This window comes from Nocardia sp. NPDC005366 (assembly GCF_040606855.1).
Taxonomy (GTDB): domain Bacteria; phylum Actinomycetota; class Actinomycetes; order Mycobacteriales; family Mycobacteriaceae; genus Nocardia.
On record NZ_JBEXFQ010000037.1, the window covers coordinates 1 to 16,978 of the forward strand.

12 protein-coding genes are annotated in these 16,978 nt (G+C 67.9%); 6 read left to right on the forward strand and 6 right to left on the reverse strand.

Annotation, left to right across the window (positions count from 1 at the left end):
* Positions 1-53: 53 nt before the first annotated feature.
* On the reverse strand, positions 54-860 hold the full coding sequence (locus ABZS43_RS30795) for a methyltransferase domain-containing protein (protein WP_355039549.1): 807 nt from the start codon (positions 858-860) through the stop codon (positions 54-56).
* Positions 861-1,058: 198 nt separating this feature from the next.
* On the opposite strand from ABZS43_RS30795, the gene ABZS43_RS30800 reads away from it, so the two are divergent.
* From ABZS43_RS30800 to ABZS43_RS30810, 3 genes are all read left to right on the forward strand, one after another.
* Positions 1,059-1,643, forward strand: a complete 585-nt coding sequence (locus ABZS43_RS30800; protein ID WP_355039497.1) for an HhH-GPD-type base excision DNA repair protein — start codon at positions 1,059-1,061, stop codon at positions 1,641-1,643.
* Between the two features lie 113 nt (positions 1,644-1,756).
* The gene (locus ABZS43_RS30805) at positions 1,757-2,470 is read left to right on the forward strand and encodes a hypothetical protein (protein ID WP_355039498.1); all 714 of its coding nucleotides are present in this window, start codon (positions 1,757-1,759) and stop codon (positions 2,468-2,470) included.
* A 443-nt stretch (positions 2,471-2,913) separates the two neighbouring features.
* Entirely contained in the window at positions 2,914-4,182 is a 1,269-nt protein-coding gene (locus ABZS43_RS30810; RefSeq protein WP_355039499.1) for an ROK family protein, read from the forward strand.
* A gap of 77 nt (positions 4,183-4,259) precedes the next feature.
* On the opposite strand, the gene ABZS43_RS30815 is transcribed toward ABZS43_RS30810, so the two are convergent.
* Positions 4,260-5,891: a DUF2207 domain-containing protein gene (locus ABZS43_RS30815; RefSeq protein WP_355039500.1), complete on the reverse strand. Its 1,632-nt coding sequence runs from the start codon at positions 5,889-5,891 to the stop codon at positions 4,260-4,262.
* A 121-nt stretch (positions 5,892-6,012) separates the two neighbouring features.
* Here ABZS43_RS30815 and ABZS43_RS30820 point away from each other — a divergent pair, with 121 nt between their 5' ends.
* Positions 6,013-7,182 (forward strand): neutral zinc metallopeptidase, encoded by a 1,170-nt coding sequence (locus ABZS43_RS30820; RefSeq protein ID WP_355039501.1) that lies wholly within the window; start codon positions 6,013-6,015, stop codon positions 7,180-7,182.
* A gap of 184 nt (positions 7,183-7,366) precedes the next feature.
* On the opposite strand, the gene ABZS43_RS30825 is transcribed toward ABZS43_RS30820, so the two are convergent.
* From ABZS43_RS30825 to ABZS43_RS30840, 4 genes are all read right to left on the reverse strand, one after another.
* Entirely contained in the window at positions 7,367-8,644 is a 1,278-nt protein-coding gene (locus ABZS43_RS30825; protein ID WP_355039502.1) for an ammonium transporter, read from the reverse strand.
* A 103-nt stretch (positions 8,645-8,747) separates the two neighbouring features.
* Entirely contained in the window at positions 8,748-9,434 is a 687-nt protein-coding gene (locus ABZS43_RS30830) for a TetR/AcrR family transcriptional regulator (RefSeq protein ID WP_355039503.1), read from the reverse strand.
* Entirely contained in the window at positions 9,431-11,668 is a 2,238-nt protein-coding gene (locus ABZS43_RS30835; protein WP_355039504.1) for an MMPL family transporter, read from the reverse strand. Before ABZS43_RS30835 ends, ABZS43_RS30830 begins: the two co-directional genes overlap by 4 nt.
* Before the next feature lie 66 nt (positions 11,669-11,734).
* Positions 11,735-12,559 carry a hypothetical protein gene (locus ABZS43_RS30840; RefSeq protein ID WP_355039505.1) on the reverse strand — a complete coding sequence of 275 codons (825 nt, stop codon included), beginning with the start codon at positions 12,557-12,559 and terminating at the stop codon, positions 11,735-11,737.
* A 469-nt stretch (positions 12,560-13,028) separates the two neighbouring features.
* Between ABZS43_RS30840 and ABZS43_RS30845 the strand changes: the two genes are divergently transcribed.
* On the forward strand, positions 13,029-15,464 hold the full coding sequence (locus tag ABZS43_RS30845; RefSeq protein WP_355039506.1) for a DNA polymerase III subunit gamma and tau: 2,436 nt from the start codon (positions 13,029-13,031) through the stop codon (positions 15,462-15,464).
* 291 nt (positions 15,465-15,755) lie between these two features.
* Positions 15,756-16,970 (forward strand): acetyl-CoA C-acetyltransferase, encoded by a 1,215-nt coding sequence (locus ABZS43_RS30850; protein WP_355039507.1) that lies wholly within the window; start codon positions 15,756-15,758, stop codon positions 16,968-16,970.
* Positions 16,971-16,978 lie beyond the last annotated feature (8 nt).

Below are 16,978 nucleotides of genomic sequence, written 5' to 3' on the forward strand. Positions count from 1 at the left end.
ATGGTGTGGCCCATCGAATTCGATGGGGCCCGCCGCTTGTCGAACAGGCCGGATCAGCGTGGCTTGTGGGCCAGCACCGCGAACATGGTGACCGACAGGTGGATATCACCGGTTTCGGAACCGCGACGCAGGTCGGCCAGCAGTTGGTCGCGCTGGGCCTCGGTGATCGCGCCGCGCGCCACCGCCATCGCCGAAATCCTCGTGACCAGCGAACCCGCACCGACGGTGCGTTCCTGGACTAGAGCGTGCGAGCCGACCTCATCGATGACGAGGCCCGCTTTGGTGAGCAGTCCCGGCAGTCTGCGGCCCGAGCGCGGGTTGGTGGTCGCGGCGGCCAGCGTGTCGATGACCTGGCGCACTACCTGCAGATCACCGGGGTGCACGATCGCGGTGCCCCAGTCGACGTCGACCACCACGGCGCGACCGCCTGGCCGCAGCACACGGGCGATTTCGTTCGCCGCGCGGCCCGGCGCGGTCAGATGCTGGAATACCCGCTCGCACAGTGCCGCGTCGAAAGTCTCCGCGCCGAAAGGAATGCCGTAGGCGTCGCCGGAGTGGAATTTCGCCGGGGAGCCCGCCTGTTCGGCGCGGCGCTCGGCGGAGGCGAGCAGATTCGGGTCGGGCTCGACGCCGATGGCCGTGCCGGTCGGTCCGACGGCGTCCGCGAATTCCAGGACCTCCGAGCCGGTTCCCGACCCGATATCGACCGCGGATTCGCCGGGCCGTAGTGCCAGGGCTTCGTGGGCCCAGGTGCGCAATCGCCGGATACCGGGCAGTGCGGCCTGCAGGTCGCGCACGTCGACCAGTTGGTCCTGGCCCGCACGGTCGAAGCGATCCGGGCGGGGAGAGTAAGTGTCCATGGGCCCGAGTCCGTCCCTGGGTTTCGCCGTCGTCTGGGGCATGGCCGGTAGCCTACGCGGGGGCATGCGGGCCCGCGCGGCAGGGTTGTGAGATGTGTCACGATTCGGGGCTCTTCCCATCCGAGGCGGTGACCTCGCCGCGTGGTGCCGGTGGGATGATCGGACGTGGTTCGAGCGATAACGGCGAAAGGATGCACGGTGACCGTCAAACTATGTCTCGCGCAGGAACCGGAGGCCGACGAGTTGCTCTCCGACGACCCCTTCGCGTTGCTGACCGGAATGCTGCTGGATCAGCAATTCCCGCTCGAACACGCATTCCGCGGGCCCAAGAAAATTGCCGATCGGATGGGGGGTTTCGCGATCGACAAGATCGCCGAGGCCGATCCGGAGGCATTCGAGGAGCTGTGTGCCACACCGCCCGCGATCCACCGCTATGGGCGTTCCATGGCGCGCCGGACTCAGGAACTTGCCCGGTTTGTCGTCGAGAATTACGGCGGCAGGACCGAGGCGATCTGGACCGAGGGCGATCCGGACGGCGCAGAGGTGCTGCGCAGACTGAAGGCGCTGCCGGGTTACGGAGATCAGAAGGCGCGAATCTTTTTGGCACTCTTGGGGAAACAGCTCGGTGTGCGGCCCGGGGGCTGGGAGAAGGCGGCAGGTGCGTATTCCGAGAAGGGATCTCGTCGTTCGGCCGCCGACATCGTCGACGGCGAGTCGCTGCTGGAGGTTCGCGCCTTCAAAAAGCAGATGAAGGCGGCGGCGAAGGAAACAGCCGGTAAATAGGGTTGCCGCGCGATTGCGGTATTGAAATCGTGCTGCGTTTTTTCCTCGTCTGCCTGTGAATTCTCGGTGATGCTTTCCCCCGAAAGCTGGACCGAGATGAGGGATTGCACGTCATGAGGATGAGGAAACTGGCCGTTGTGGCCGCATTGCTTACGGTGGCGACCGGTGTCGCCACCGGCACGGCCGGTGCTGCGCCCGAGGTGGAACCCGCCCCGGTCAACTTCACCGCGCGCAGCACCGATACCCAATCGATCATCACCACCGACTCCGGCTCCATCGTCGTGGAAGATGACACCTTGAAGATCAAGGCCGCCGACGGCACCGTTGTCGCGGGCACCGTGCTGAAACTGCGGCTCGACGAGTTCGAACTGCCGATCGCCGCGCAGATCTCCGGTAATACCGCGACGCTGACCCCGCAGCTCGACGTCGCCAAGGCCGTCTACAAGCCGGTCGCCCTGCCGTACGAGGACAAGGCGCCGTGGAAGAACGAATACGACCGTGAGGTCGCGGCCTGGACCCGCCTGACCAGCACTATCGCCGCGGGCGCCACCATCGGCACCCTCGTGGGCGGCCTCACCGGCGGTGCCGTCGGCTGCGTGCTCGGTGGCGTCGTCGGCGCCGGCCTCGCCGCGGGCACCATTGTCGGCCTGTTCGGTCCCTTCATCGGTGGCGCCGCACTCGGCTGCGTCGCGGGTCTTGCCGCGGTCGGCTTCCTCGGCACCCTGATCGGTCAGATCCTGGTGACCGCGCCCGTCGCCATCGCCGCCGCGATCCAGTACTTCACCACCATCAACGCGCCGTTCGTCGCGCCCGCCCCGGCGAAATAGTCTGACCGGGGAGAGCTCGTCCTGATCCGAAACCGTTGGACGTCACCCGTTACCGCGAAGGCGGTAACGGGTGACGTCTGCCGTTGTTCTCGGCTCGCTCGGTCGCAACCGACTGGCTCCGGCCGTGTCACTCCCGTGACACGCCGGGAACTCATCGCCGTGACCTGCGGAAACGGTGTGTGCTTGCCCACCGGGATATGTCATTAGGTTGGTATACCGATGAACTCGGTGTTACCGTTTTTTTATGTCCAGCAACCGCACCTCCGCCCCGCGGGTCACCTACGTGACCGCCGCGCTGGGCCTGCGGTTGCCATTGACTCGAGAACTGTGTTGTTCCTGCCGCTGCAGCTGAGCTGAGCTCCGCTTCCGGCTCCATGCTGCCTAGTCGCCGCACATGTAGGCACGTCCCGTTTCGATTCGGGACTTCAGCAAGGAATCTTCATATGTCCCTCCCCATCCTGGAGCGCCACGCCTCGCGTGTCGCCACCGGTCGTGTCCGTGTTCAGCGTCCAGTTATCGCCCCGGAACTTCGTATCGCCGACAATCCGGCCGCGGCCGTGCTCCGCGCCGCCACCGGCGGTCCGGTGTCGCGCGACAATGCCGCGCGCACAACGGGTTTGAGTATCGCCACCGTCAACCGTCAGGTCTCCGCGCTCTTGGCCGTCGGCCTGCTGCGCGAACGCGCGGATCTGACCGCCTCCGGTGCGGTCGGGCGTCCCCGGGTGCCCTTCGAAATCGATCACGAGGCATATCTGACCCTCGGCATCCATATCGGCGCCGCCGTCACCAAGATCGTCGCGGCTGACCTGCGCGGCCGGATTCTCGGTGGACTCGCCATCGCCACCCCGCAGACCGGCCAGGAGTTCGCGACCACCACCGTTGCCCGTAGCGCCAAGGCATTCCTGCAGCGCTGGCATCGGCGAAAACCGCTCTGGGCCGGTGTCGCCATCGGCGGCCGGGTGGATCCGCTCACCGGTGTGGTCGATCACCCCAAGCTGGAATGGAAGGGCGCGCCCGTCGGCGCCGTACTCGGCGAGGTGCTGGAACTGCCGGTTTCGGTGGCGCCGCACGTCGAGGCCATGGCCGCCTCGGAACTGCTGCTGCCGACGCCGGAACCGCGCGAAGGTCAGGAGCGAGGCAGCAGCCTGTATTTCTACGTCCGCGAAACCGCGGGAATCGCGGTGACGCTGGACGGTCGTGTGCATACGCCGAATAACGGCCCCGGTTCCATCGCGCACTTGCCGACCGGGTCGAATGTCGAATGCACCTGCGGGCGTCGCGGTTGCTTGGAGGTCACCGTCGGTGACCGGGCGCTGCACGCGAGGGCCGTCGGCCGCGGAATCATTCCCGCCTACAACGGAACAGCGGGATCGACCATCGCCGATCTGTATCGGGCGGCCGAGGCAGGCTCGGAATCCGCACGGGAACTGCTGGCCGAGCGAGCGACCATGCTCGGACATACCGTCGCCATGGTCAGGGATATGCTCAACCCGGATCGGGTCATCCTCGGCGGGCAGGCGTTCACCGGCTACCGTCCCGCGGTCGCCCATGTGGCGAGTGCGTTCCGGCAGGGTTCGACGCTGCCGCCGACCGATATCAGGATCAGCGGATTCGGCGGCAAGGTGCAGGAATTCGCGGCCGTCGTCACCTCGGTCAGCGCCATCTACGCTGACCCGCTCGCGGCGATGCGCCGACTGTCGCTCAACGACTGACACCGGGTTCGAAGTCAGCGCGACGGCCAGGTCCAGTGGACCTGGCCGTCGCGCTGTTCGTCGTACTGGTCCCGGGGTCAGTCCCTGCCGAAAAGGCCCTCCATCGCGACGATGAAGTACGGGAAATGCCCCGCGAAGCGTTGCAGATTCGCATCGCGTTCGAAACCGCCGAACCAATACAGTCCCGGCTGGGCGTCCGCGGCCGGATTCAGGTCGCGGAACACGCGGATCCAGTTGTCGGCGCGACCGCCGATGACGGTGAACGGCAGGGCGCGGGAGAACACCGTCTCCTGATCGCTGTCCGGAATCTGTTCGCGCCGAGTCGATTCCAGTCCGCGCTGCAACGCCCGCACCCGTCCGGTGAGTTCGCGACCGTAGGCCGTGCGCACCGGCAGATAGGTGGGAAGCAGCACCACCGCGAGGCCCGCCAATGCGATCGCCACCCCGACGAGGGCGTGCCCGGCGGAGAAGGCGAGACCCAGTGTCGCAGCGATACCCGCGGCGATCAGCCCGCCGCCCAGCCAGCGCGCCGGACCCGCACCGGAACGGTCGGCGATGGCGCCGCGCTCGACGGCATCGGCCAGCATCGCCGCGCGGATCGCTTGCACCGACATCCGATCCGGAGCGCGCAACTCGCTCACGGTGACCGCGTCGACGCCTTCGGGCAGCAGGGCTGTGTAGACGGCCTTTTCGTAGTCGCGCAGCTGGTCATCGGTGGCGTTGACCCTGGTGATCCGCCAGTCGTTGCCGCCGGGGACGCCCGCGGCGGCGCCGACCGGCGTCACCGAGATGTAGCGGCGCACCGCGAGATCCACCACGGTGGCGGCGATATCGATCGGATCGGCGTGCCCGTCGAGAAGTAGTCCCGCCTCGCCGGGGAGGATGCCGTCGGGCGAGGTGAACCGCACCTGATCGCCATCGCGTTCCAGCGGGTCGATGACCTCGGATCCAGCTCCGGCGGAAGCATTCTCGCGCCGGGCCCGCAGCACTACCGCGGCGAGTCCGGCGAGGACGGCGAGCAGTACGCCGAAAGCGAGCCACACCGGGCCCGTCAGGGCGAAGGGGCCGGGCTTGTCCTCGCGGATATCGGCATTGGCGGGAACGGTGCCTGGTGGCAGTTGCAGGGTGAGATCGATGGTGTCGCCCTTGCGCAGGTCGGTCTGCTCGAGGAACAGCGCACCGGTCGCCTCGACGCGCACATCGGCGCACGGCCGGATATTGCCGGGCGGACCGAGTTTGCAGTCGACGATGCCCATTTCGAAGCTGGGGGCGATCACCGAGGCGCTGATCGCCGCGATATCGGTGTTCATGACCCCGATCCAATGGAAGACCTGGGTGCCCGGCGCGTCCCGGACGGTGTTGTGCAGGGAGTAGGTGAATTTCGATTCACCCGGTGCGGCATCGATGGTGAACTTGTCGCCCGCGACGGTCGCGGTGCCCGCGCCCGTGGTGTCGACATCGGTGACCTTGAAGACCCGCTCGACATCGCCGCTCACTCGCAGTCGCAGTGGCAGCGCCATCGTGAATCGGCCGCCCTCCGGCACATTCACCGTCTCGACCACATCGAGGACGCCCTCGCGGTTCAGGGTCAGATCCGCGGTGATGGTGACGCCCCCGGGGGAGGGTTGGCCGTATGCGGGCGCAGCCGCCGCCATTCCCAGACCGGCGAGAATCAGCACGCTCGCGGCGGCCCCCCGAAATGTCAGCATGGCTGCCTACTCTAGACAGGTTGCTATCCTTCGTCAGCGGCACGGCGCGAGCGACGGGGGCCGGGAGCGCGCTTCTGATCCACACTGTCGGTGACCAATCGAGACGAGGGGGTGCGGGAGAGTGACGCAACCACCGTACGGTTCCGGACCGGTTCCACCCGGCGGGCGGCCGGTGCCGCCACCGGGATACGGCACACCGCCCGGATACGGTCAGCAGCCCGGTTATCGGCCACAGCCCGGCCACAGGCCGCAGCCCGGATACGGACAGCAGCCAGGTCACGCGCCGCAGCAGGGAAACCGGCCCGGCTACGGCCCGCCGCCCGGCTACGGTTCGCCGCAGGGGTATCCGCCGTCCGGATACCGCCAGGCGATGCCACCTCCCATGCCCTACGGCCCACCCGGCCGCCCGCCGCAGCGTCCGCGTAAACGCGGTGGCGGTGGCGTGCTCGCCCTGCTGATCGTGGTGATCGTGCTGGTGGCGGGTGGTCTGGTGTTGAACGCCGTGCGCGGCGGCGTCGACGATCCCTCCGCGGGGCCCAATCCGAGTCTGACCTTCCCGTCCGACGGCACGACGGGATCGGCTGAGACAGCGAGCAATCCGCTGCTCACCGATCCGGACGCGACGCTGGTCCCCGCGCGGTGCAATTACTCGCCGTGGAGCACCCAGGTCGACGCGGCGCGCAAATTCTTCGAAAGCGCGGCGAACTGCCTGGAGGCCGCGTGGAAACCGGTCTTGGCCGACGCGGACCTGCCCTTCCAGGCCCCGGCCTTGAACGTGAGCGCGAGCACCACGGGCATCACCACCCCGTGCACCGGCGCCACCTCGAATTTCGCCGCGTTCTACTGCCCGGCGAACAAGACCATCTATATGCCGATCAGTCAGTTGCAGACGGATCTGTTCAAGGACAACTGGGTCGTCTACCTGTCGGTTTTCGCCCACGAATACGGGCATCACGTGCAGGCCATGTCGGGAATTCTGCGCAAGGCCAATGCCGAACGCGTCGACGCGGGCACCCGCAGCACCCGCGGTCTGGAACTGTCGCGTCGCGTCGAATTGCAGGCCCAGTGCTTCGACGGCATGTACGTGGGATCCTCGGCGAGCGCGGGTTCACTGACCAATTCCCAGATCACCATCGCCAAGCGAGATGCCAACGGCCGCGGTGACGCACCCACCGACTCGCGTGATCACGGCACACCAGAGAACAGCGGTGACTGGTTCGAACTCGGCGTGGCGAAGAACCTCACCTCGCAATGCAATACATTCATCGCGTCCGCGGATTCGGTCGGATGAGGTCGGTTCCTGTGCGCGGATAACACCATCGCTTCCGAAAGGATTTCGATCGACACCGCCACCATGTACGACCGCGCCGGGCAGCTCGGCACCTGTGTCGTGTCCACAGTGTCGAACGCGCGCAGGCAGATCGATTACGCACAGTACGAACCATCGCGACAGGTCCGGTAGCCCGTATCCAGGGCTACCCTTCGCCGAGGCGCCGGGGTGAATGCCCGTGGACCCCTTCGGCGTACGCGGTTTCCGCGTGCAGTGCGAAGTCGATACCGGCGGTCTCGTCCTCCCTGCTGACGCGGAAGCCGATGACCTTGGCGACCGCGGTGCCGAGCGCGTACGTCACGCCGAACGCGTAGGTCGCCACCGCGAGCACGCCGACCACCTGCTTGCCCAGCTGGGCGGCGCCGCCGCCGAAGAGCAGTCCTTCGACGCCGCCGGTCATCACCCGATGGGCCAGCAGTCCGATCAGCAGGGTGCCGACGACGCCGCCGACGAAATGCACGCCGACGACGTCGAGGGAATCGTCATAGCCCGCCTTGTGCTTCCAGCCCACCGCGAAGGAACAGGTGACTCCGGCGGCCAGGCCGACGGCAACGGCGCCGAGGGTGTTCACCGAACCGCAGGAGGGGGTGATCGCGACCAGACCCGCCACCACGCCGGAGGCCGCGCCGAAGGTGGTCGGGCGGCCATCGCGTACCTGTTCCACCGCGAGCCAGCCGAGCATGCCGAGACAGCCCGCGACCAGTGTGTTCAGGAATATGGCCGCGGCGATGCCGTCGGCGGCCAGCGCAGATCCGGCGTTGAATCCGAACCAGCCGAACCACAGCAGGCCCGCGCCGAGCAGGACGAAGGGCAGATTGTGCGGTCGCATCGCGTCGATCTTGAATCCGACGCGCGGGCCGAGTACCAGGGCGAGTGCGAGCGCGGAGGAGCCCGACGCGATCTCCACCACCAGGCCGCCCGCGTAATCGAGCGCGCCGAAGGACATCAGCCAGCCGTCAGGACCCCACACCCAGTGCGCGATCGGCACGTAGACCACGAGTGCCCACAGCGGGACGAAAACCATCCACCCGGAGAATTTCGCCCGGTCCGCGATGGCGCCGCTGACCAACGCGACGGTCAGTACCGCGAAGGTGAGCTGGAAGGTCGCGAACAGCAGTTCCGGCACCCCGCCGTGCGAGGTCTCGTGCACGGTGCCCGGATCGATGCCCGCCATGCCGGCGTGCGCGAGATCGCCGATCAGACCGCCGCCCGCATCCGCGCCGAAGGCGAGACTGTAACCGAGCACCAGCCAGACGACGGTGACCAGTGGTATCGAGATGAAACTCATCATCAGCATGTTCAGCACGCCCGTGGAGCGCACCATCCCGCCGTAGAAAATGGCCAGCGCCGGGGTCATCAGCAGCACCAGCGCCGTGCTGACGAGTAACCAGGCGGTGGCCGCCGGATCGATGGTGGGTGGCATGAGCGACTCCTTCTACACCTGCGTGCGTCGCAAGGAAGTTACCGAATCCGCACCGGCGGTATGCGCGAGCGGTCCGTCATGCCCGATATGTGTGGAACTGGGATCAGGGCGCGGGCGGGGCGCGGCGGAGCCGGTCGAGCCAGTCGGTGATCTCGTCCGGCTCGGGCGCGTCGCCGATCAGATCGAGTACCGCGCGCCCGACGCAGGCCGCGGCCAGCACCCGGTTCGCGGTCGCCTCCACCTCGCCCCACGGCAGGAACGGTTTGGCGATCAGCAGGGAGGCGATGCCATGGGCGGCTGCCCAGAGTTCCAGCACGATGGGCGTCGGATCGCCAGGGGTCATGGTGCCCTCGTCCATGCATTCGCGCACCGTCGTCGCGAAAAGCTGGAAGGCTCCGCTGGTCAGCACCCGGTCCACGGCCCCGCCCTCGGCCGCCGGCGCGGTAGCCACCCGGTACTGGGCCGGATGTTCCAGCGCGTAGCGGACATAGGCAAGACCCTGTTCCCGCAAACGGCTCATGGCCGAGAGCGCCGGATCGCCCGCCGCGTGCATGGCGCCGGACAGATCCTCGAAGGCCCGCGCCACCACCGCTTCGATCAATTCGTCCTTATCGGCGAAATGCCGATAGATCGAGGGTGCGCTGACCCCGACCAGGGTGCTGACTTCCCGAATCGATACCGCGCCGGAGTGACCGGTGCGGGCGAGCAACTCGGCGGTGGCATCGAGGATTTCGGCGCGCAGCGCGGCTCCGGAGCCGCGCGGGGAGCGAGGACGGTGGGTAGGGGTCATCGGCGTGCGGCGGCGACCGGTTCGCGGTCGGGCTCGACCTCCTCCGACAGGCCGATGCGAGTGTGCAGTCGTGCCAGCGGTTTCGGAGCCCACCAGTTGAGCGGGCCGAGCAATCGCATCAGCGCGGGGGCGAGCAGACCTCGGATGATGGTCGCGTCGGCCAGCACGGTGAGGGTCAGACCGAGCCCCATCAACTGCATGAACGACACTTTCGAAGTAATCATCGCGCCCATAACGATAGCCATCAGCACGGCGGCGGCGGTGAAAATACGTCCGGTCCGCGCGACGCCGATGGCGACGGCGCGGGTGTTGTCGTGGGTGGCCAGCCATTCCTCGCGAATTCGGGACAGCAGGAAGACCTCGTAGTCCATGGAAAGGCCGAAGGCGAGGCAGAACATCAGAATCGGCATGGTCGGCACCATGTGCCCGACCGGGGTGAAGCCGAGCACCCCGGACAAATGTCCGTCCTGGAAGATCCAGACCATCGCGCCGAATGCCGCGGCCAGCGACAGCGTGTTGAGCAGTAGCGCCTTGACCGGCAGCACCACGCTGCCGGTGAAGAGGAACAGCACGACGAATGTGGTCAGCGCGATCAATGCCAGCGCCAGCGGCATACGCGCGCCGAGTGCGTCGAGGGAATCGGCGTTGACCGCTGCCGCACCGCCGTACAGCGCGGGTGCGGGTGCGGCCACGGCGCGGATCTCGCGTAGTTGGTCCTGGCCGGCGGGGGAGTAGGGGTCGAGCCGGGTGGAGACGCTGAGGTAGGTGCCGCTGTCATTGGACAGGCCCGGTGGTGCGGCGGCGACGCGCTGCCCGTCGACGTAGATACCCGCCGCCGAGAGCACAGCGGGCACGTCATCGATGGAGGAGAGCCGGGCCGCGTACCCGCCGAGCACGGCGATGTCGCCCCGGTTTTCGTCGAGGACGATGGTGGTCACGGCCCCCGGATCGGCTTGGGGGAATTCCTCGCGCAGGATGTCGCCGACTTGGTGGGCGGGTGCGTTCGCGGGCAGCACCCGATCGTCGGGGTAGCCGAATTTCACCGAAAGGAACGGGGATCCGAGGGCGAGCAGTATCGCGACGATCACCACGGCGACCGGCACGGCATGCCGCATGACGACCTGCACCAGCCGATACCACCCGCTCTGCTCGGGCGCGATGGGCCCCGGCCTCGGGTCGCGGCCGAACAACCGCCGCAATGGAACGCGCAGGTCGGCGGCGTTGACCCGGTGTCCGAGCAGGACAAGCGCGGCGGGCAGCACCAGGATCGATGCCGCCGCCGCCGCGACGACGACGGCAACGCCGGTGTAGGCGAAGGATTTCAGGAAGTACAGGTTGAACACGCTGAGCACCGCCATCGAGAGCGCGACGGTCAGCGCCGAGAACAGCACCGTGCGTCCGGCGGTCTGCACCGCCCTGATGGTGGCGGCGACGGGTTCGCGGCCGTTGCCGAGTTCCTCACGATATCGGCTGACGATGAAGAGGCTGTAGTCGATGGCGAGCGCCAGGCCCATCGCGGTAGTCAGATTCAGCGCGTAGATCGAGACGTCGGTGAACAGGGTGAACAGGCGCAGGATCGCCAGGGTGACCGCGATGGCGAAGAGTCCGATGGCCAGCGGGAGGGAAGCGGCGACCAGACTGCCGAAAACCAGGACGAGCACGATCATCGACAGCGGTATCGCGACAGCCTCGGCGACCGCGAGATCGCGGGTGGTCTGGGCGTTGACGTCGTGGTAGATCGCGGCGACACCGCCCTGCCTGACGGTGATGCCGTCGCCGGTTCCGGTGAGTCGATCGGCGAGTTCGCCCGCGGTCCGCTGGATTTCGGTCTCGTCGCCGACCAGGAAGGCGACGACAAGCGCGCTCTTGCCGTCGGCGCCGCGCAACGCGGAGGCCAGGGGCGGCGGCGCTGTCCAGTACGACCGGGCGCCCCGCACGTCCGGACGCGCCCGCAGCGTATCCACCAGGGCGAGGCCGGCCGCGCGGGTGACCGGATCGTCGACGCCGGTCTCCGATTCGATCAAGAGGACGAAATTCGGCGCGGCGCCGTCGAAATTATCGGCGAGCAGCCGGGTGACCCGCGATGATTCGGCGTCGTCGGAGGTGAATCCGCCCGATTTCAGATGTCCCGCCGCGGTGGCCCCGAAAATTCCGCAGAGCAGCGCGAAAGCCAGTGCCGCCGCGAGTACGGTGCGCGGTCTGCTCGTGGCGAGGCGAGCGATTCTGGTCAGCATCCGACTGCCCTTCGTAGGTTAACGACGTTAGAGTAACGCCGTTAACGTAGGAAAGTCGAGAGTCGATCATCGGCGGGAATGTTTGGCGAGCGCGCGCTGGCCGCGGCGTCCGGGAATCGGCTGGCCGTCCACGAGTTCGACCCACTCGGCCGTGCTGAGCCACAACTGCTGAGCCATAGCGTCGGAGGTGTCGTGAAAAACCCGGCGGTCCCGGTCGTCGCGCAGATCGTGGGCGACCGCGGACCAGCGCGGCGGGCGGCCGTGTGTGTCGCGATAGTCCGCGAGGAAACCCGCGACCAGCGTGCCGATGGTATTCACCGAACGCAGCGAGACCCGGTTACCGAATTTCGCGGCGTGGAATCGACGTGCCGCGCAGAGCGACTGCGGATTGGCGTTGGAGGCGATCCACCCCGCGCGCTGGGCGCGTTCGATCAGCCACAGATGTTTGACCGCGGTCGGCGGGACATCGCCGATCCTGTCCTGGATCAGCGTCATGATGGGTTCGGAATTGAGAACGTCGCGCCGGATCGGGCCGGTGCCGTGCTCGATCCAGTGCTCGTGGGCCAGCCGGGCCAGCGTGCGGCCGAAATCATCGATACTGCGCTGGGCGCGTCGGCCGAGCCGTTCGATCCGCTCGGCCTCGCGGCGCATCTCGTTCTGCGCGGTCAGGGTACGGATGGCGGCCATCGTCGGCACTTGGCCGCGTCCGAGCAGTTCGAGGATCGCCGACGCGGTCGCCGGATCCGCGGCCGCGGCCACCGGCAGCGAATCGCGTTTCAGGGCGAAATCCTGCGGCCTGATGGCCCGGCTCAGCAGGTCGACCGCGATCGGGTCGCCCGCGAAGTCGGTACTGGACAGCCATGCGGTGGCGATGTCGTCACAAGACGGCACGTGGAACATTCCTCCGGGAAGGCGGCGGGAGTTCGGCGATGACGCCCGAGGATTTATGGGATTTCCAGGTTGTGCCCCGGTCGGGATGAGGGACCGACCGGGGCCACCAACCTGATGAAGGTTTGGCTACCGAAGTTGCCGATAACCACGGTAGCCAGCTGCTTGCATGGCTGTCACGGATGGTGATTGATTCGTTATATCTATATCCGAGCTCGGAAACGGGGCTCGGGTAGGTCCAACTCGTGATATCTGCCATGTGCGGTGCGAAATCATGCGCTGAACTGCCTCTCGATGTTTGATAGCCGGTGAGTTGCCATCTCGTGCGCGGTTCGTGGCGGTATAAGAAGTCGTAGGGATTTATGTGATATGTATCACTTATTGGGCGGCATTCGGTCGTGTCACGCGCAGCCGCTCGGCCGTGGGGTCGGCGGGAATGTTCATTGTCGGTGCGCGCCGGTAATCTCTGGCCGTGGCTCTGTACCGGAAGTACCGACCGGCAACGTTCGCTGAGGTAGTGGGTCAGGAGCACGTCACCGACCCGTTGAGTACCGCGCTCGACACCGGGCGGATCAGTCATGCCTACCTGTTCTCCGGTCCGCGCGGGTGCGGTAAGACCTCCTCGGCGCGCATCCTCGCGCGTTCCCTGAACTGCGTGGAAGGTCCGACCTCCAAACCGTGCGGTGTCTGCCCTTCCTGCGTCGCGCTGGGCCCGGGCGGTCCTGGCAACCTCGACGTGACCGAACTCGACGCCGCCAGCCACGGCGGCGTCGACGACACCCGTGAACTTCGTGATCGCGCCTTCTACGCTCCCGCCGAATCCCGGTACCGCGTCTTCATCGTCGACGAGGCCCATATGGTCACCACGGCGGGTTTCAACGCGCTGCTGAAGATCGTCGAGGAGCCGCCGGCACATCTGATCTTCATCTTCGCCACCACCGAACCGGACAAGGTGCTGCCCACCATCCGTTCGCGCACCCACCACTACCCGTTCCGGCTGCTGCCGCCCGCGACGATGCACGGCCTGCTCGGGCGCATCTGCGATCAGGAGAACGTTCCGGTCGAGGAAGCGGTGTACCCGTTGGTGATTCGCGCGGGTGGCGGTTCTCCGCGCGACAGCCTCAGCGTGCTCGATCAGCTACTGGCCGGGGCCGGGCCGGAGGGCGTCACCTATACGCGCGCGGTGTCGTTACTCGGTGTCACCGATGTCGCGCTGATCGATGACGCGGTGGAGGCGCTGGCCGTCGATGACGGCGCCGCGCTGTTCGGCACCGTCGACCGGGTCATGGATGCCGGGCACGACCCGCGTCGTTTCGCGGTGGACCTGCTGGAACGCTTCCGCGATCTGATCCTGATGCGCGCCGTCCCCGACGCCACCGACCGGGGACTGGTCTCCGGACCGGGCGACGTGATCGCCCGGATGAACGACCAGGCCCAGCGCATCGGCCCGGCCACGTTGACCCGCTACGCCGAACTGCTGCACGAAGGTCTCGGCGAGATGCGCGGTGCGACCGCTCCGCGGCTGCTGCTCGAGATCGTGTGCGCCCGCATGCTGCTGCCCTCGGTCGCCGACACCGAATCCGCCACCCTGCAACGCCTCGAGCGCCTCGAGCGCGGTATCGCCACCGGTGCGGTCGCCGTCACCGCACCCGCCGTCACCGGACCCGCCGTCGACGCGCCCGCGGCCTCCGATTCCCGTCCTGTCCCCGCCGAACCCGGTCGCCGACGTGGCGCGGAAGCCCTTGCGGCGGTGCGGGAAAGCCGTGTCCGCGAAGGTTCGGAGCCGCTCGCCGATGTATCGGGTGGCACGGGTAGCGCTCGATCGGACGCGAGCGAGCGGGGTGGCGGGGGAACGAAGGAAGGACACGCCGCGGCGAACGATCTCGCGGCCGACCAGCCGGACGCTCGCGGCGCGGAGCGCGATGCCGTGGGCGAGACCGCCGACCGACGTGGCGAACAGGGGGTATCGCATTCGGTCGGGCCGGGCGTCGGGGTTGCCGATTCGCCGGAAACCCCAGGGCCGCCGTCACTTCCGGCGACATCGGAGACGCCGCCGGAAGTGAGCGCCCAGCCGGGCGCCGCGGCTCGGCCCGCGGCGGCCGGGGGCGGCGTCCCCGCGCCGGACGCCGAATCGGTTGCCGGGCGATCGCCGGATTCGGTCGCCGGGTCGGACGCTGAGCTGTTGCGGGCGGTCGAAGCCGCGTGGGGCGATATCCGCACGAAGGTGCGCGAATTCGGGACGACGGTGCACGCGCTGCTGTCCGGCGCTTCGGTGTCGCGGATCGAGGACGATGTCATCGTGTTCGCCCATCAGCACGCGCCGCTGGCGAAGCGGCTGTCGGACGTGCGCAATCTGGAGGCCGTGCGGGCCGCGGTGCGCGCGGTACTCGGCCGCGATCACGACGTGCGATGGGAGGCGGCCGGTGCGGCGGCCCGTCCCGCGACGGCCCCGCAGGCAGGCGGCAGGGCGCGCGGTGCGACCGCGCCACAGCAGGCCGCGACCGGCCGGGGGGCGGCGCAGCCGAACGGGCGGAGTTCCGAATCCACCGCCCCGCCGCGGTTCTCGCGGCCGAGCCAGGCCAACAAGGCGGCGAACCCGCAGGGCGGGGCGCAGCGTTCCGGATCGGAGCCGCGCCCCTTCGTGGCCGACGACGATATCCCGCCGCCGGATTTCCCGGATCTGCCTGATGATCCAGGGCCCGGCGACTACCCGCCCCCGGACGCGGGGTACGACGCGCCGCGCGGCGCGGGTTCGGGCGAGGTACCGCAGGCGCTGACGCCGGAGGAGGAGCAGGAGATGCTCGACGCGGCGGCGGTGCCCGTGGCGCCGGAAGACCGGCGCGACCCGGACGAGGTCGCTCTGGAGTTGCTCCGCAGTGAGCTGGGTGCCACACGTCTGGACGGTTGACAACCACGGCCCCGAGGACGTTAAGTTAACCGGAGTTCGCACCCCACGGTAGTATGGGCGTGTGGCCGCGAGCTCCGGTTCGGCGAGGTTCTATGGTAAGTCCGTTCGCACGGGCGCCAGGAACGTGCGCCTGCCGTTGCGTGCCGAGTTTTGTACAGCGTTAGAACGGTCGGTCCAGGGGCCGGTCGGCGAGGTCAGCCGTGTCCGCGCAGCATGCGTGGTGTGCGGTGCAATGAGCGCTCGGGCGGGCGAAAGCCCGGCCGCCGCACCCTAAGGAAGGAAACACTCCACATGACCACAGAGGCCTACATTTACGAGGCCATCCGCACCCCGCGCGGACGCGGCAAGAAGAACGGTTCGCTGCACTCGGTGAAGCCGATCGACCTGACCGTTGGTCTGATCAAGGAGCTGCGCGGTCGTTTCCCGAACCTCGACGAGGACCGGATCTCCGACCTCATCCTCGGTGTCGTCGGACCGGTCGGTGACCAGGGCGGCGATATCGCCCGCACCGCGGTCATCGTCGCGGAACTGCCCGACACCGTCGGCGGCTTCCAGCTGAACCGCTTCTGCGCCTCGGGCCTCGAGGCCGTCAACCTGGCCGCCCAGAAGGTGCGCTCGGGCTTCGAGGACCTGGTTCTGGCCGGTGGCGTCGAATCCATGTCGCGGGTTCCGATGGGCTCCGACGGTGGCGCTTGGCTGCTCGACCCGGCCACCAACTACGACACCTACTTCGTGCCGCAGGGTGTTTCCGCCGACCTGATCGCCACCATCGAGGGCTTCTCCCGCGATGACGTGGACGCCTACGCCGTGCGCTCGCAGGAGCTGGCCGCCAAGGCCACCACCGGCGGTTACTTCGCCAAGTCGATCGTTCCGGTCCGGGATCAGAACGGTCTGATCGTGCTCGACAACGACGAGCACATGCGTCCCGGCACCACCTCCGAGGATCTGGCCAAGCTGACCCCGTCCTTCGCCGGACTCGGTGAGATGGGTGGCTTCGACGCCGTCGCGCTGCAGAAGTTCCACTTCGTGGAGAAGATCAACCACGTTCACCACGGCGGCAACAGCTCGGGCATCGTCGACGGCGCCGCGCTGGTGCTGGTCGGTTCGGAAGAGGCGGGCAAGGCCTCCGGCCTGACCCCGCGCGCCCGCGTCGTCGCGACCGCGACCAGCGGCGCCGATGCCACCATCATGTTGACCGGACCCACCCCCGCCGCCAAGAAGGCGCTGGCCAAGGCCGGTCTGACCGTCGAAGACGTCGACCTGTTCGAGATCAACGAGGCGTTCGCCTCCGTGGTGCTGAAGTTCCAGAAGGATCTGAACATCCCGGACGAAAAGCTGAACGTCAACGGCGGCGCCATCGCGATGGGCCACCCGCTCGGCGCCACCGGCGCGATGATCACCGGCACCATGATCGATGAGCTGGAGCGCCGCAACGGCCGCTACGCACTGATCACCCTGTGCGTCGGCGGCGGCATGGGCGTCGCGACCATCATCGAACGCGTCTGATCCCAACC

Excerpts from the sequence above, each read along its gene's own strand:
- ABZS43_RS30825 (WP_355039502.1), bottom strand. The coding sequence starts at position 8,644 with ATGCCACCCACCATCGATCCGGCGGCCACCGCCTGGTTACTCGTCAGC.
- ABZS43_RS30815 (WP_355039500.1), bottom strand. The coding sequence starts at position 5,891 with ATGCTGACATTTCGGGGGGCCGCCGCGAGCGTGCTGATTCTCGCCGGT.
- ABZS43_RS30795 (WP_355039549.1), bottom strand. The coding sequence starts at position 860 with ATGGACACTTACTCTCCCCGCCCGGATCGCTTCGACCGTGCGGGCCAG.
- ABZS43_RS30830 (WP_355039503.1), bottom strand. The coding sequence starts at position 9,434 with ATGACCCCTACCCACCGTCCTCGCTCCCCGCGCGGCTCCGGAGCCGCG.
- ABZS43_RS30805 (WP_355039498.1), top strand. The coding sequence starts at position 1,757 with ATGAGGATGAGGAAACTGGCCGTTGTGGCCGCATTGCTTACGGTGGCG.
- ABZS43_RS30850 (WP_355039507.1), top strand. The coding sequence starts at position 15,756 with ATGACCACAGAGGCCTACATTTACGAGGCCATCCGCACCCCGCGCGGA.
- ABZS43_RS30835 (WP_355039504.1), bottom strand. The coding sequence starts at position 11,668 with ATGCTGACCAGAATCGCTCGCCTCGCCACGAGCAGACCGCGCACCGTA.
- ABZS43_RS30810 (WP_355039499.1), top strand. The coding sequence starts at position 2,914 with ATGTCCCTCCCCATCCTGGAGCGCCACGCCTCGCGTGTCGCCACCGGT.